Source organism: Microcoleus sp. AR_TQ3_B6 (genome assembly GCF_036702785.1).
Taxonomy (GTDB): domain Bacteria; phylum Cyanobacteriota; class Cyanobacteriia; order Cyanobacteriales; family Microcoleaceae; genus Microcoleus.
Map to the genome: position 1 here is coordinate 37,991 of NZ_JAUBVJ010000061.1, position 13,737 is coordinate 51,727.

Genomic DNA, 13,737 nt, shown 5'->3' on the forward strand with positions numbered 1-13,737 from the left:
TCAGTTAACTGGTTCCCCGGCTCCAGCCTGGGAACCCATATATAGAGGCTCTGCCTCGCTGCCGAAAATCGAGGCAGAGCCTCGGGATCTGCGTTACCAGGCTCCAGCCTGGTAACGAGTAATTTTGCAGAGCCTCGGGATCTGCGTTACTAGGCTCCAGCCTAGTAACGAGTAATTTTTTGTGCAACAAGCCCTCCTAGCCAGTTCACTTAATAATCGCCTCCAGCGCCGTATTGCCACGCTTCAACTAATCGGTGAAAATAGTATTGCTGCTCCGGTCCTAAATTTTTTACCTGCGGTTCTACGGCTTTCCCCAAAGGCTGCAATCCCGTATAAATTCCTAAATTCACATAATGAACCATCCAATCGAGCAAATTAGCTATTCCCACCTGCGGGATAATTTTCATAACTAATCCGGGATGGCTAATTGCTGTTTTAAACAGAGTTTGGGACAAAGCAGGAAACAGCACGATATCTTGAAGAAACGGTTTGAGTACCGGTTCTCCCAACTCTGCCATTACCTGAAATACCGCAGCCAAAAGTTGATTGATTTGATTGGGGTCTATTTTTTGATTCATCGCAGCACTCATCGAACGCTGAAACAACCAGGTAACTGATAGATTCGGCTGGTAGGGTTGCAAAAGTGCCAGGGAATTTTTGCTGAGACTATCGCTTGTCAAAGCTTCCTCAATTCCTAGAGTCAAGCGTTTGAGGTGGCGTACCATCGCGCCGAAACCGCCAAAGCTGAGGGGAGATTGGCTACCGCTGCTGTCTCCGACTGGGAGTATGCGATTCCAAGGCGTTTTTAGAGGACTTTGGCGATAGCAGGGGAAGAATCCGTAGAGTGCTCTTTGGAATTTTAACTGTTCGAGCTCGACGTTTTGATATTGGGGAAGCAAGCGCAAATACTCTTCAAATAATGTTTCTAAACTGAATCTTTCTGTGTCGGCGTCTATGTAGGTAAATAAGTAGGTGGTGCGGCCGTCTCTGGCTGGAAATGCTTCCCAAAAATATTGGCACTGATTTTGCATTGGGGTGAAGGATGCAAATATGTCGCCGGTGTCGTTTTTGGGATATCCTTGAGCGCAACTGCCGACTACTAAACATACGGCGTCGGGTTTTTTGCCTTGTCTTGCTTGGCGGACAATCGGCGAAAAATGTCCCATAGCGTCTAAGAATAATCTGGTTTTAAATAAATTTTTAGCAAGTTGTAAATCGGTATTTTCCGATTCAACAAGGACTCCATCTGGGTGAATAGTAGCTATTTTAAAGGGGGTATTTTCAAATAGTTTCCCTCCAGCTTGGAGGAATCGCTGCTTGAGGGTTTCGAGGAGGAAAACTGGATCGACTCCGATGTTTAGTACGCCCGAAATCCAGATGTCTGGAGTGTTGGCAAAGCTGATGCGCGCTGGGTTGTATTCGGTGGCTATGGCTTTTTCTATCTCTTCAACAGATAGCAGATTTAGTTCTAAGAATGCGTCTAATTCTTTGCGAGAAATGTTCCATTCTTGCTCGCGTCCTCGCAGGATGCCGCGTTCGAGCAAGGCTACTCGCCAACCCCGCACGGCTAAGGCGGTACCGATTAATATTCCTAGGGTTCCGCCGCCGATAACTATGTCGAAGTCGAGGGTTTCCAGGGGTTGTTGGCTGTGTTTGACTGCTTGGGGTGCCGGTGCGGTGTTTTGTTTGAGGTTTTCCCAGAGTCGATCGACTTTTCTCAGGCCTCCGAGGGCATCTGCTGGCAGTTGGGAGAGGATTTGTTCGGTGAGGGACATCGGGTTTTAGTATTAAACAGCGGTTGATTTTTTATAATTTAGCTTAGATCAACATTTCCGACAGTTTCAGGGCTTACGCATGGGGTGGCGGGAAACCCGCTTTCTACCTATCTTTTTTTTAGCATAAGTTGGCTAAATCTTTACTCCATCAGAGTTTCAGGCGGGTTGTCACCCCCCCAGCCAATCCCACTAACTACCACCACAGAACCGAGGCTAACTCCTAGCAGCAACCCTTGCAGCTTGGATTGAATTGTCCAGTGGCTCCCTTTGAGATTACTTAGTGAGCCATTACGGAACTTACGCAAGCGATTTAGGGGATTTAATATCTTTTTTATTAATCTTGATGGTGAACAGTTAACCTGTTGCGTGCGCCTCTCCGAGCAAGTTATCTGCTCCCGATGAAAACGAATATAAGTTCAAATAATTAGGGACTACCAAGTTCTATTTGGCAACCGGATTCATAATCTTAGACGGCCCTAAAAAATGGTATTTAAGCTAGTCAAAAGCGAGTAAGTTTTCACATTTGTCAAAAATTTGATTCTACCTATTTTTGATAGTTTTTCACAAATGAATATGACTTTTCAATACCATAGGTTAACACGCGATCGCTTTTCATGAAAGCAACGACCTGTCTGTACTGTTCAAATATTTTTTTAGTGACTGTCGATAATTTCCACTGAGGATTTTTTTGCCATCTTACAGCATTTTTTAGGTAAGTCAGGTGCATAGCTTTCGATAGAGGACACGGCGCCGTGCCGTTTCCCTACAGCGATTGATCGCTTGACGGATGTACTTCCTTAACGTGGAATCTGCTGTAAGTCAATAGGTTGTGCAGCGTGCATCATTTCGATTCCTAAAATGTAAGAGAGGGTGTCAATCTGTGTCCTAACACGCTGCACAGTTCTTCGAGCATTTGTTGGCACATCTTCAATATTGCCAGCAATGGGAAAATCAAGTATTGCCGCTGCTAGTTCCTGATTTTCTCTAGCTAAGTACACGCAAGTTTTCTGAATTGCACCATAGGCATGAACGGTATTTTCCTTCCTAAAAATCGAAGTGGGTAAAATCTGGGCTGCCAAGCTTAATTGTTCGCTGGGTAGATGCGTTTGAAAGTTGAAATGGGAAAAAGGGAAAAGGGGAAAAGCTATTTTCCTTTCCCCTTTCCCTTTAAGAGTCAGTAGCGGTGATAACTAGCAACTAGCGTTAACTAGCAACTTAGGTTATGCCAACATTAGATGATAGGCTGAGGCCCGAACAGTCCGGTGTTGTTGTAGGAATCGAGCTTGTTGTTGAGCACTTCGCCGGTGGGCAATCCGTTGTAGGTGTTACTTAGGTTTGACCAAGCTGGGGAACTCGCAGGGACTCGGTAGGTTGATGCCTGCAAGGAGAGATTCCCATCTCCCTTGCCATCGCCGTTTTCGTCGGGAGTAGATCTTTGCAACCACATAATCGCCTGGCTCATATCTCCAGTCGGCGCGGGGTTGACGGCGAGGTAATTCAGCCAAGAGGCAATCAAGGAGCGATCGAGCGTATAGCGACGGTCCTGCTGCTGAGTCAGGCTAGCGTTGACAATAGTCCGAGCTTCCTGAAGGGTGTAGAACAAGGTATTTTCACCTGCATCCGTCTGTCCGTTCCGGTTATAGTCACCAACCAGAATGCCCACAGTAATCTGTCCTGTGACTGGATCTCGTGTAGCTGCCGTGTAAGGTGGGCGCAGGATGTCGCTGGTTGGGAAACCTGCCCTGCCGGCAAAGGAGGAATCGTCGCTGGCATTGGCGTTCCACACAGCAGGCCAATTAGACCAGAAGCCTGGTGTCCGCGCTCCCGGAGGCAGCATGCCTGTGTAGGAGCTATCATCGGAATCCGTCGGGGTTGCGGGGTTGGTCAAGTCGTCGGTGTAGGAACCTTGAACCGTCCCGGTATTTTGATAGCTGCCCAATATGGCAGTGCCGTTAGCGCTGTAAACCCAGCTTTCTGTGAGGTCGAGCTTGCCGTCTAGGTTGGTGTCACCACTTTGGTAAACAGGAACCACACCTTGGTTATCTGTCACCTGGACATTAGAGAGAGGCACGTTCCCGGTGTTGGTGACAGTATAAATCCAGCTTATTGGGCTACCTTGCGGAACTAACAGGCCATCCCCTTGCACAGGAGCGCTCCTCGTTACTTTGTCGATCGCAATCTTGGGGTCAGCACCGAAGTAGCTGCTGGGGTCAGAACTGCTTACAGGTGTGCCGTTGTAGTTCCCGGTAACGCTACCAGTGTTGCTGTAGTTGCCAGGCTGGGCAGTGCCGGTTTTCGTGTAAGTCCAAACTTCGTTTGTATCCAGCAAGGCATTACTGTTCGCGTCGCCAGCCGAGTAGGTGAGGCCTGTCTCTTTGTCATCGGTGACGGTGATGTTTGAGAGTGGGACGTTGCCGGTGTTGCTGACTGTGTAAGTCCAGGTAATCAGCTCACCTGCGAGAATGTTGAGACCGTCCGCGCCGTTGGTTACTTTGTCGATGAAGATGCTTGGATTTGGAGTTGGTGGAGTCCCTCCACCAGGAATCATGCCGATAAAGCCGCCCGTTTTGGCACTCTCCCCACCGCCATTAGTGGACTGCAAGCGCACCCACCAGTTGGTGTTCTCGATCAGCGACTTGTCAAGAAATGCACCTGGTTTGCTGATCACAAAGCTCGCTGTCTGGACGATCCCTTCTCCCGATCCTTGCTCGCTGAATTTGATGCCCACATCGTAGGGTTCAGCGGAATCGCTCCCACTGGTATTAAAGCCAGGATCGAGGGGTCCACTATCGCTTACCTGATTGGGACCAATAACAACTGTGGGGTTGAAAGTGCTCAGGGTTTGAGTATTACTTTGCTCAGACCGATCGATATTCACAATCTGCAAGCCACTGGTGGCATCGCCTGCAATATCGAAGGCAACACCGAGCATATCCTCAGTGCCAGAATTAGCGCCTGGGTTTAAGCTGAGCGTGACTTGAATATCGTTCAAGCCATCGCCCGTGAAGTCTTGATCGAATTCAAAAAGTGCATTAATCGGCTCATTTGACGCGCCAAATTGCTGATTAAAAACAGTTGAATAGGTTGTCATTGGTAATTCTCCTGTGTTGTACTACTTGGTTTTTCTGTGTTGTATTTGAGTGACAAACCTGATCTATACAATAACCCTGTTAATCGGCAATCAGTCACTTCAGATTAATGAATCTTGCTTTCATCAATCACTGGCAAATAGCTTGTTCTAGAAGGTGAACAGCCATCAAAAAGGTATTTAATTTCCTGTGGCAAGGATTTTTATTGGCTTAGAATCTAAGTTACTCTCACAATCTTGTTATGTCAAGTATATTGGCAACTTTTTTTATGATTTATTTTGATTCTTTTTAGTTCATATTTAAGCAGGAAAAAGCCGCCGAACTGCTTGTAAAAAATGCTAGCTAAAAGCTATCGCTTGCTATTATCAAAAAATCAAGCGTCACTATTTAGCTCGCCATTCCGGTCGAAGCATCAGCAATACAAATCACTAAACTGCGTTAAAACCGCGTTTAATTTAAATTCAATTTATTGGCATGACAAAAACTTCTGCTCGTCAGAAGCGGAAACATTAGCCTTATTTGACATCAAAAACTACAACTCAACTTCAGCAATAAAGCACGTCTAAGCGATGCCATTGAGAGTAGATTCGCAAATAGTAACTTTTCTGGCTCTACCCTTATTTGCGGTGATTTGTCTAGGGAACTTTCCTAACCCTTGGGCTGTCTTTGTTTACAAGTGTGATTGAGCATCACTGAAAAGAACACGTTGGTTAGAGGCTGTCAACCAGACTTGATATCGTTTCCGGTTGGATGGGCACGATAAAGTCAAGGTCAATAATTCCCCCACGGACCACGGACCGCGGACCACTCCCCATCCCGAACGGTGTTACCGGAATTGATATGAGGAGCCGATTTCACGCGAGAACCTATAAAACAGGTTAATAACGGCAAAGCCTTGATTTTTCAGTCGATGTTACCTACCTCTTGGTTGTTAGCTGTTTGGTTGTTAGCTGCCGGCCACCCTCAGCCGAGACTGTTGGGATCGAAACATTTGGAAAAGAGAATAAATGCCTGCCCTCTGCTCCTTCGGGGGGGCCAGCAAATCTGCTGTGGCCGGTAGAAGATGAATATATCTTAGGAGATAAAGGCTTGTCTCGTAGGAATCTATCTCAAGATAGATTGCAGCCAACCCGTAGAGGGGTTTGGCGGAGGCAAACCGACAGCATCTAAGTATATCTTCGGATATCATGGCTGGTCAAGTAAGCATCTACCTCAAGATAGATGACAGCCAACCTGTATTGGGAGCCAGAAATTGGGGAAAGAGGATAAATGCCTGCACTCTGCTCCTTCAGGGCGGATCAGCAAATCTGCTGTGGCCGGTAGAAGATTAATATATCTTAGGAGATAAAGGCTTGTCAAGTAGAAACCTATCTCAAGATAGATTTCAGCCAACCCATAAAGGGATTATGCGGAGGCAAGCCGACAGCATCTAAGTATATTTTCGGATATAAGCGCTTGTGCAGTAGGCACCTATCTCAAGATAGATGCCAGCCAACCTGTAATGGTATGAGGCAGAGGGAGGCGGAAGCTAAAGATGGGAATTCCTACTAGAGGCGCGAAGATCCCTCAATTGACACTCCCGGGTGTAAACGCACTCTTGATTCTGGGCTCAATCAGTCAACTTGCTCGCGGATGTCACCAGCCACGAGTAGAGGTGGGTGTGTCCCCAAGCGTTAATTCCGATGTGTCCCACCGTATTTAAATCTGCTCCTGCTTGCCTCAAACCTTTCGCCAGAATATTCAAAGCTGCATTGCGATCGCGATCTAATATCATGTGCGATCGATTGACCATAATATCCCGGCCGGGCGGGTTTTTGAAATTGGAGATTGTTGGCAGATATTGTTGGCTCACGGGCCCCTACCTGAGGTCGGGTAATCGACCGGACATGATATAGCCTTTCTCAGATAGATGAGGTACAAGTTTAGATTTTAGATTTTAGATTTTAGATTTTAGATTGGGGGATTGGGGAATTGTTAATTAATTCGTGAATACCTCATCTTTCCGAGAACCGCTATATAACAATGTGCGGCTACTGCAAATATGAATCCTAACTGAAAGCGATTTCTTGACACTATTACCACAGGTTGAACAATCTTGGGAGGTGTACTCAGGAGTAAGGGCAATTACTGTTTTGCCCTACACCTTTCCCAAATATGGCAACCACTGGGCAAATTGTTACCAAGCTGTATCGCTGATAGATTTAGCAAGTTTATGATTTGTCACGATCTTCCTCACCTGAAGGTTTTCGTAGGCTAGGAAATCGCGCTTATTTCACAACGCACAACGCCGTCAAAATAGCGTTTTTTGGGCGTTACCTATTAACTTTTAGATGTTTTATTCCCAATTTATTTATAGCTTTTTTGCGATTAGTTGAACCTTTTTTTTCCGAGAAACTCGTTTCTGTAACTGTTTTAAATCTTTTTCTATTTTGCGGATATAACGAGGATGGGGAACCGTTGCTGCGGTACCATAGCACTCCTCGCATCAGTTTCAATAACTTCCAGGCGTTTCGCCTCTTAATCAATGTCCAGAGGAAGAGCCTCGCCTGCTACAATCGAGGCACAGCCTCGGGATCTGCGTTACCAGCCTCTGACTGGTAACGAGTAGAATCATTTAGGATTGCTATAGAAGGTAAAGAAGTCGGGATAGGGCATTGCCACCACTGGCTGATGGAGGTGGAGGGAGAGTAAGACTGATCCGGTAGCATCACCCTGTGAAAAGTCAAGAATTACCGCAGGTGCGATCGGGCGGTGAGTATGTCAAAATCACACAGAGAAACCCGGTTTCTGAAAAAAAAACCGGGTTTCTACCCCTCGTCGGTAAGTCTGGGGAATTATCTTCACTCAGCCGTGGTTAACTCTTCAACTCGCAGCCGATCGCACAAAGTTCGCTCGCACACAATACCACCTGTCTCCGTACTCCTGCAAACTTCTAACTGAGCTTCCGGCAGCGCTTCAAACAAAAAACGTTCCCCTGGAAAAACCGTCCGCTCAAAATACCAATTAGGAATATTTGTAATCCGAGCGATTTGCACTTGGCTGGTAGTATTTACATACCAACACAAAATGCGCGCATGACGTTCGGAAATTACTTCATTTAGTGTCAAATTCATCTTTTTAACTTGTTTGTGAAATTGTGCGATCCATCGGCGACTGGCCTAAACTAAATATAGCATATATAGCAGATCGCCACTTAAAAAAAATTTTTTCTACATTGTTTGGGTTAATTAATTAAGGCTGCAGGGGAAACATTGGCGCCTTCCACGTATTCCCAAGAAGGTGCAAATGGTGGCATTGCTAAAGCGCAAGATTTCCATCCTCCCCGAACAGGTGCGTTCAACAATTGACAGTGACCTACTGAACCTCTTTGCAGTTTGTAGTGACCGCAAAAATTACACTTTGAGGCCTGACTGCAGCCGCGCTCGCTAGTTACCCTATTGGGATTGCGGTGGATGTTGTTGCGTTCTAAAGTTAGAGTTTCCATCAAGGTATTTTTTTAATTGTTACTCTTAAGTATGACAGCAGGATTTCAGTCGCTGCGTCTATCTCTAGGCTTACTTCGCCCTTAAGTTTTGTTTAGGGATCGATAGAAAATAGGTCATTTTTGACAGCCTAAAGCTAGGGTTCAATTTCATTTGCTGACTGTCGCATTGGCGGCCCCGGCTTTAGGGCCGATCGCCTTTGCCTGGGGGTGTACTTCCTCAGACAGAGCTAATTATCCTCGCCTAACTGGCTGAACAAATCGGCTAAAATTGTATTAGAAAATAAAAAACCTTCGGGATCGCTCAACCTTAAATTGCCCGAAAGCGGCAGTTTCGCGCCATCGCCTAAAGTTGCGTGAAGCGGATCTATCCCGTAGGGAATCGCCCTATCCTCAGTGATAATTTCCACCCATCCTTGGCGCCAGTAGGGCTGCAAACAACGCCAAATTTTATCGACGGTTTGCTGAGTAAACTTTTGAGTCAGCGCCGACAGCGTCACTCCTTCTGCTAAACGCAAACCTAGCATTAGCGTTTCTAACAAAACGTCATTTTCTGAGACTTGAAAATTTTGCTCAATTTCTCGATCCCTATCTGGCTGGGTTTCCCCTCCAAGTTTTGAGGTAGCAGGGGAATTGAGGCTAGACATCGATCGCACCCACTGATAATATTCTTGAGTTTTGCGAGGCCTTGTGAACCTCCGGCCTTCCACATAACTCGCCGCCCCCATGCCCAAGCCGTAATAAGGGCGATTTTCCCAATAAACGCGGTTGTGGCGGCACTGATAGCCCTCTTGAGCGTAATTAGAAATTTCATAATGTTCGTAGCCAGCACCTGTCAGAATTTCCCGCGCCAAACGGTACATACCAGCAGCGGTTTCATCTGCTGGCAGCGGCTGCGCGCCTGCTTGAAAGTAGCGCCCGAAAGCAGTTCCCTGCTCAACAATTAAGTCGTAACTCGACAGGTGAGTCGGGCTAATTTCCACCGCCGATTGCAAGGAAGCTTCCCACTGTTCTAAGGTTTGGTGCGGCAGTCCCGAAATCAGGTCTAAACTGAAATTGACCATACCAGCCGATCGAATTATTTTTACCGCTTCAAAAATATCAGCGACAGAGTGCGATCGCCCGCAAGCTTGCAGCAATTCATCCTGAAAAGCTTGCACTCCCAAACTCACTCGATTTACTCCCGCCGCTGCATATCCCCGCAACTGTTCTAAAGTAAACGTACCCGGGTCTATTTCTATAGAAATTTCTGCCTCTGCAGCAATCCCAAATTTGCCGTCGAGAGTCTCTAAAATATTGCTCAACTGACTGACAGAAAGCAGCGAAGGGGTGCCGCCACCAAAAAAAACTGTTTTTAGAGATGCGCCTAAATTTTTAGTTTCTTGAATTTCTTGACACAGTACATCAACGTATTGCACAATTGTGCCGGAATTCTCGCCATTTTTGCGATCGCCCACCACAAAAACCGGAAAATCGCAGTAGTAACAGCGACGGCGACAAAAAGGTACGTGCAGGTAAGCCGAACTGGGAATGCCGGAATTTGCCACTTGCGTACTTTTTTTTAATTCAAATGTTAAATAATCTGTGGTAGCGTTCATTACCTCTGGAGCCGCCAGCTCAACTTCAAATCTAAAGTTTTAATTAAACTGTTATGAATAATTATGTATATTATGACATTTTGTTAGCAAAAAAGCGCTGCGAACGATGGCGTCGGGCCCTCGCCCGTGCTACGGCTCTTTTAGTTAAACCCCGTACCAGTTGAGAGCAGCGACAATTCCTGCACAGCCCGCAGGGCGGTATATTCGCACCTTCTGCTTTCGGCCGGGCTTGGTAAATGCCGATCGACTCGGTGGCACATCCCCCAAAGGGTACAAGGGCGAAATATAAGTTTATGAAAAGCCGTGAGTAAAGATAGCGATATCCGACCAAAGCATGAAAACAAGTATCAGCACTGAAAAGATATAATGTGAATAAATTCATTAACCTAGAACAAATGCTAGACGCAATCATAATTATCTCATTCATAATCGCAGGCGGAGGCATCGGCTATTACGGAGTCGAACTGCTGCCGAGCAATCTGCTGGTGCAAGTTACAAATATACAAGGTTTAAGTTCTGTACTAGGCTCCTTTGGAGCATTAATCGGCTTCGTGATGGGATTGGTGGCTCAAACAACCTATCGCCGTCTGGAAAAACAAGTCCGCGATCTGCCAGTGGAGATGCTGCTGACGCGGGCGATCGGCTTAATCATCGGACTGCTAGTAGCGAACTTAATGCTGGCTCCGCTGTTCCTGCTGCCAATTCCCCGCGAGTTCGGCTTCATCAAACCTCTAGTCGCAGTTTTGGGTAGCGTCATGTTCGGCTTCACAGGCGTCAGTTTGACCGACACCCACGGCCGCGCTTTCTTGCGGCTGATCAACCCCAAAAGCATTGACACGGTGTTGGTAGCCGAAGGTACCTTCAAACCAGCAAGTGCCAAAGTTGTCGATACTAGCTGCATTATTGACGGCCGAATTGAAAACCTGCTAGAAACAGGTTTCCTCGAAGGTCAAATTATCGTGCCGCAATTCGTGCTGCAAGAACTGCAACTAATAGCTGATTCCGCCAACGATCAAAAGCGAGTGCGCGGGCGCCGCGGCTTAGATATACTCAACCGCATCAAAGAAACATATCCAGAACGGATTCAAATTCACTCGGCTGACTACGAAGATCTGGCCACAGTCGATGCGAAATTAGTCCGGTTCGCTTTGGATATCGACGGCATTTTGCTCACCAACGATTACAACTTATCGAAAGTAGCTACCGTCCAAAAACTGCCGGTGTTGAATATCAACGATTTGACTCATGCGGTGCGCCCCACTTATTTGCCCGGAGATACGATCGAACTAAAAATCCGCAAAGAAGGCAAAGAACCCTCTCAGGGAATCGGTTACTTGGATGACGGCACCATGGTTGTCGTAGAAGCAGGAAGCAGCTATGTCGGCGGCGAAGCCCGAGTCGTAGTCACCAGCGCCCTGCAAACCAGCGCCGGCCGGATGATATTCGCCCGCCCTCAAGAGTCCGTAATTGTTTGAAACAGAGTAACAATGGCCAGGGCAATCAGAATCAAATATTGCGATCGCTGTTCCCAATCTGCCCCGATTCTCTACCGCGCCCGGTATGACGAGTCGGGGCAGTGGTTTTTTTTGTGTCTTAAATGTTGGGAATCGGTAAGTGCAAACAATCCTTTTTACTTCTACGGCGGCACTTGGAAAGCCACCAAGAAAAAATAGCAATTACCAGCTTCTTCTTTTGTTCTCTTCCTTCGCGTCCTAGCGCTTACGCGCGGCTTCGCCTAACGCGTCGAAAGCGGTTCAATCCTATCAATATCAGTGATTCAGGAGTAATTAAAATCAACCAATCTCGATCGCATCTTCATACAATGTCTCAATTGCACAGCTAAAATTAACGCTAGCAAACTGAACTTCTTGTCCTTGAGTGTAAGGATAAAGCACCCACAAACCCTCTGCATTCCGGCGAAAACACTCTACACTAACTCTTTCTTGATTGATTAATACATACTCTTGCAAACTTTCAGAAGTGCGGTAATCAGCAAATTTATCGCCTCTGTCAAAAGCCGCTGTTGCCGGCGATAAAACTTCCACAATTAAGCGCGGGTAGCGAATGAAATCTTCATCAGCATTTTTGTCTCGTTCATCACAACTCACCGCTACATCGGGATAGTAAAAAAAATTAGATGTCTCATTCCGAACTTTCATATCTGCCATGTAAGGCATACAACCACTTCCCCGAAGATGGTTCCTCAAAAGTACAGATAGCTGGCAAAAGTATAGTCATTTATTGCACATGACATGGGAGGCGTTAAGTCCCTCCCCCTTCACTTTCACTTTGAGCGGATTAACCCGCATTGGCTGAACTACGCAGCTCTCTATCAAGAGTGCTGAACGCATTTGGGATTGCTTTTCTAAGGATGTTATACGCAGCATTAACATCAGAATTAATTAATTGACCGACTGATGTTTTGTACAAACCTCTCTTGATTCGCTTACCCTGGAACACAGGGTCTTTATCGGTTTTTCCGTAAACAGGGAGTGGGTCTAGATTCAGAAAGTTTGCGCGCGAAGTGTAAGATTCTTCTTGCACGATCACCTTGATTCCAACCAGTCGAGCTTTGTATTCCAACATCTCAATTAATCGAGCGTGAGGAATACTGACAAAGTTTTGATTGGTTTGCTTTCCTAAATCAATCTCGGTTTTCCACTGTGCATTCTTACCAATTACTAGCGTCCCAATTTGTTTCGCTACCAAATGGTCAACAATTAGGCGACTTGTGTGATGTAAGTAATTATCAACTTTTTGGTGGCGACAGCGAGTTAAACGCTGAAGGCGGGGTGATATCTTGCGGCTTCCTTTCAACTGAGATTGTAACTGTGCTTTACGTTTGTTGTAGAACTGGTTGATTGATTTCAATGGTCGCCCGTTAATCAACAGAGGGATAAAACCCGGCTGATTTGAAGTTAACGCCACTAAGTTATCCAATCCTAAATCAATACTAGCTACAGAGTTGCCGTTACTAACGGTGGACTCCGGTTCATCATAAATTACCTCAATTACATAGGAATCGCATTTGGAAGTCTAACTTGACAAATTCGATCGGGATTGACTTGAGTTTTGATTAAAAGCTCCGTACCCGAAAGCTTGATAATTCCTTTTCTCAACTGTGTAGTGCTAATCGCTTGAATCGTGTAGACGAGAATGTTTCGCCCTTTAGCTTTATCTTTGTACTTCGGCAGTTTGGGGCGACCAGTGAATTTAGAGGAATCGGCTTTGTAAGCTTTGACCGCTTCAAAGAATGATTTCCAATTCTTATCCAATATCATCAAGATTTGTTGGCTAACCGATTCAGGTAAAGCCTTGTAGGCTTGATGATACTTCATCAAACGGTTCATTTCGTTGTAGTTGATATAGCCCCATCCATAGATAAAACTCTGACGAATGACGTAGTGGGCAGCATTGTAGAGATTTTTGGATTTAAAAGCTAATTCATCAATCAGTGCGAAACGGTGTTCCGTAGATTTAATGATGTGCCTTTCTGTTAGTTGCATCCAGAGTCTCCATTCGGAACGAGCGAAACAATTTCATTTAACTCTCATGACTATATGATACTACTATTGTTTATTGATGCTTACAATCTTAATGAAGTTTTATAATACGTTCCCCGTAATAATGGCATGAGGTTTGCTTGCCCCTGCCCTTGCATAGATTTCACCTTGCCTGTACTCGTGTTTGATGAGGCGGACTTTCTCGGCTTCTAAATAGGGTTTGCTGAATAAGCCTAAAACCCTTACCTGAAAAGACTTTGACTCGCGAACGGCGCGGATAAAGTGTAAGAC

The 13,737-nt window shown here is 46.0% G+C and carries 13 protein-coding genes and 2 pseudogenes; 3 read left to right on the forward strand and 12 right to left on the reverse strand.

Translation table 11 applies throughout. From position 1 onward, the window contains the following. Nucleotides 1-209: 209 nt before the first annotated feature. From QUB56_RS25015 to QUB56_RS25030, 4 genes are all read right to left on the reverse strand, one after another. Entirely contained in the window at nucleotides 210-1,775 is a 1,566-nt protein-coding gene (locus QUB56_RS25015; RefSeq protein ID WP_332958887.1) for an FAD-dependent oxidoreductase, read from the reverse strand. 140 nt (nucleotides 1,776-1,915) lie between these two features. Continuing rightward, nucleotides 1,916-2,080, reverse strand: coding sequence for a hypothetical protein (locus QUB56_RS25020; RefSeq protein ID WP_332958888.1), 165 nt, complete (start codon nucleotides 2,078-2,080; stop codon nucleotides 1,916-1,918). A gap of 492 nt (nucleotides 2,081-2,572) precedes the next feature. Beyond that, nucleotides 2,573-2,854 carry an aromatic amino acid lyase gene (locus tag QUB56_RS25025; protein WP_332958889.1) on the reverse strand — a complete coding sequence of 94 codons (282 nt, stop codon included), beginning with the start codon at nucleotides 2,852-2,854 and terminating at the stop codon, nucleotides 2,573-2,575. A gap of 152 nt (nucleotides 2,855-3,006) precedes the next feature. Next, nucleotides 3,007-4,866, reverse strand: coding sequence for a DUF7507 domain-containing protein (locus QUB56_RS25030; RefSeq protein WP_332958890.1), 1,860 nt, complete (start codon nucleotides 4,864-4,866; stop codon nucleotides 3,007-3,009). Between the two features lie 1,185 nt (nucleotides 4,867-6,051). On the opposite strand from QUB56_RS25030, the gene QUB56_RS25035 reads away from it, so the two are divergent. Then, a complete protein-coding gene (locus QUB56_RS25035; RefSeq protein WP_332958892.1) occupies nucleotides 6,052-6,195 on the forward strand; it encodes a hypothetical protein in 144 nt (47 codons plus the stop codon). Between the two features lie 278 nt (nucleotides 6,196-6,473). Here the strand turns inward: QUB56_RS25035 and QUB56_RS25040 are convergent, their stop codons facing one another. The 5 genes from QUB56_RS25040 to hemW all read right to left on the reverse strand — a co-directional run bounded on the left by QUB56_RS25040 (nucleotide 6,474) and on the right by hemW (nucleotide 9,943). After that, entirely contained in the window at nucleotides 6,474-6,716 is a 243-nt protein-coding gene (locus QUB56_RS25040) for a hypothetical protein (RefSeq protein WP_332958893.1), read from the reverse strand. A 126-nt stretch (nucleotides 6,717-6,842) separates the two neighbouring features. Continuing rightward, entirely contained in the window at nucleotides 6,843-6,989 is a 147-nt protein-coding gene (locus QUB56_RS25045; protein WP_332958901.1) for a zinc ribbon domain-containing protein, read from the reverse strand. 715 nt (nucleotides 6,990-7,704) lie between these two features. Then, nucleotides 7,705-7,977 (reverse strand): DUF1830 domain-containing protein, encoded by a 273-nt coding sequence (locus QUB56_RS25050; protein WP_332958894.1) that lies wholly within the window; start codon nucleotides 7,975-7,977, stop codon nucleotides 7,705-7,707. Nucleotides 7,978-8,087: 110 nt separating this feature from the next. Then, entirely contained in the window at nucleotides 8,088-8,348 is a 261-nt protein-coding gene (locus tag QUB56_RS25055) for a hypothetical protein (protein ID WP_332958896.1), read from the reverse strand. Nucleotides 8,349-8,575: 227 nt separating this feature from the next. Then, nucleotides 8,576-9,943: a radical SAM family heme chaperone HemW gene (hemW, locus tag QUB56_RS25060; protein ID WP_332958897.1), complete on the reverse strand. Its 1,368-nt coding sequence runs from the start codon at nucleotides 9,941-9,943 to the stop codon at nucleotides 8,576-8,578. Between the two features lie 395 nt (nucleotides 9,944-10,338). Here hemW and QUB56_RS25065 point away from each other — a divergent pair, with 395 nt between their 5' ends. After that, nucleotides 10,339-11,418, forward strand: coding sequence for a PIN/TRAM domain-containing protein (locus QUB56_RS25065; protein ID WP_332958898.1), 1,080 nt, complete (start codon nucleotides 10,339-10,341; stop codon nucleotides 11,416-11,418). A 12-nt stretch (nucleotides 11,419-11,430) separates the two neighbouring features. Next, nucleotides 11,431-11,616 (forward strand): hypothetical protein, encoded by a 186-nt coding sequence (locus QUB56_RS25070; RefSeq protein ID WP_332958899.1) that lies wholly within the window; start codon nucleotides 11,431-11,433, stop codon nucleotides 11,614-11,616. A 120-nt stretch (nucleotides 11,617-11,736) separates the two neighbouring features. Here the strand turns inward: QUB56_RS25070 and QUB56_RS25075 are convergent, their stop codons facing one another. The 3 genes and pseudogenes from QUB56_RS25075 to QUB56_RS25085 all read right to left on the reverse strand — a co-directional run. Next, nucleotides 11,737-12,150 carry a Uma2 family endonuclease gene (locus QUB56_RS25075; RefSeq protein ID WP_332958900.1) on the reverse strand — a complete coding sequence of 138 codons (414 nt, stop codon included), beginning with the start codon at nucleotides 12,148-12,150 and terminating at the stop codon, nucleotides 11,737-11,739. A 27-nt stretch (nucleotides 12,151-12,177) separates the two neighbouring features. Beyond that, nucleotides 12,178-13,449, reverse strand: a pseudogene (locus QUB56_RS25080) (RNA-guided endonuclease InsQ/TnpB family protein). Between the two features lie 99 nt (nucleotides 13,450-13,548). After that, a pseudogene (locus tag QUB56_RS25085) lies at nucleotides 13,549-13,737 on the reverse strand (hypothetical protein); the annotation flags it as partial.

Bases quoted from the DNA above. Each gene is read 5' to 3' on its own strand.
- QUB56_RS25050 (WP_332958894.1), bottom strand. From the start codon at position 7,977: ATGAATTTGACACTAAATGAAGTAATTTCCGAACGTCATGCGCGCATT.
- QUB56_RS25035 (WP_332958892.1), top strand. From the start codon at position 6,052: ATGGCTGGTCAAGTAAGCATCTACCTCAAGATAGATGACAGCCAACCT.
- QUB56_RS25055 (WP_332958896.1), bottom strand. From the start codon at position 8,348: ATGGAAACTCTAACTTTAGAACGCAACAACATCCACCGCAATCCCAAT.
- QUB56_RS25015 (WP_332958887.1), bottom strand. From the start codon at position 1,775: ATGTCCCTCACCGAACAAATCCTCTCCCAACTGCCAGCAGATGCCCTC.
- QUB56_RS25065 (WP_332958898.1), top strand. From the start codon at position 10,339: ATGCTAGACGCAATCATAATTATCTCATTCATAATCGCAGGCGGAGGC.
- hemW (WP_332958897.1), bottom strand. From the start codon at position 9,943: ATGAACGCTACCACAGATTATTTAACATTTGAATTAAAAAAAAGTACG.
- QUB56_RS25030 (WP_332958890.1), bottom strand. From the start codon at position 4,866: ATGACAACCTATTCAACTGTTTTTAATCAGCAATTTGGCGCGTCAAAT.
- QUB56_RS25070 (WP_332958899.1), top strand. From the start codon at position 11,431: ATGGCCAGGGCAATCAGAATCAAATATTGCGATCGCTGTTCCCAATCT.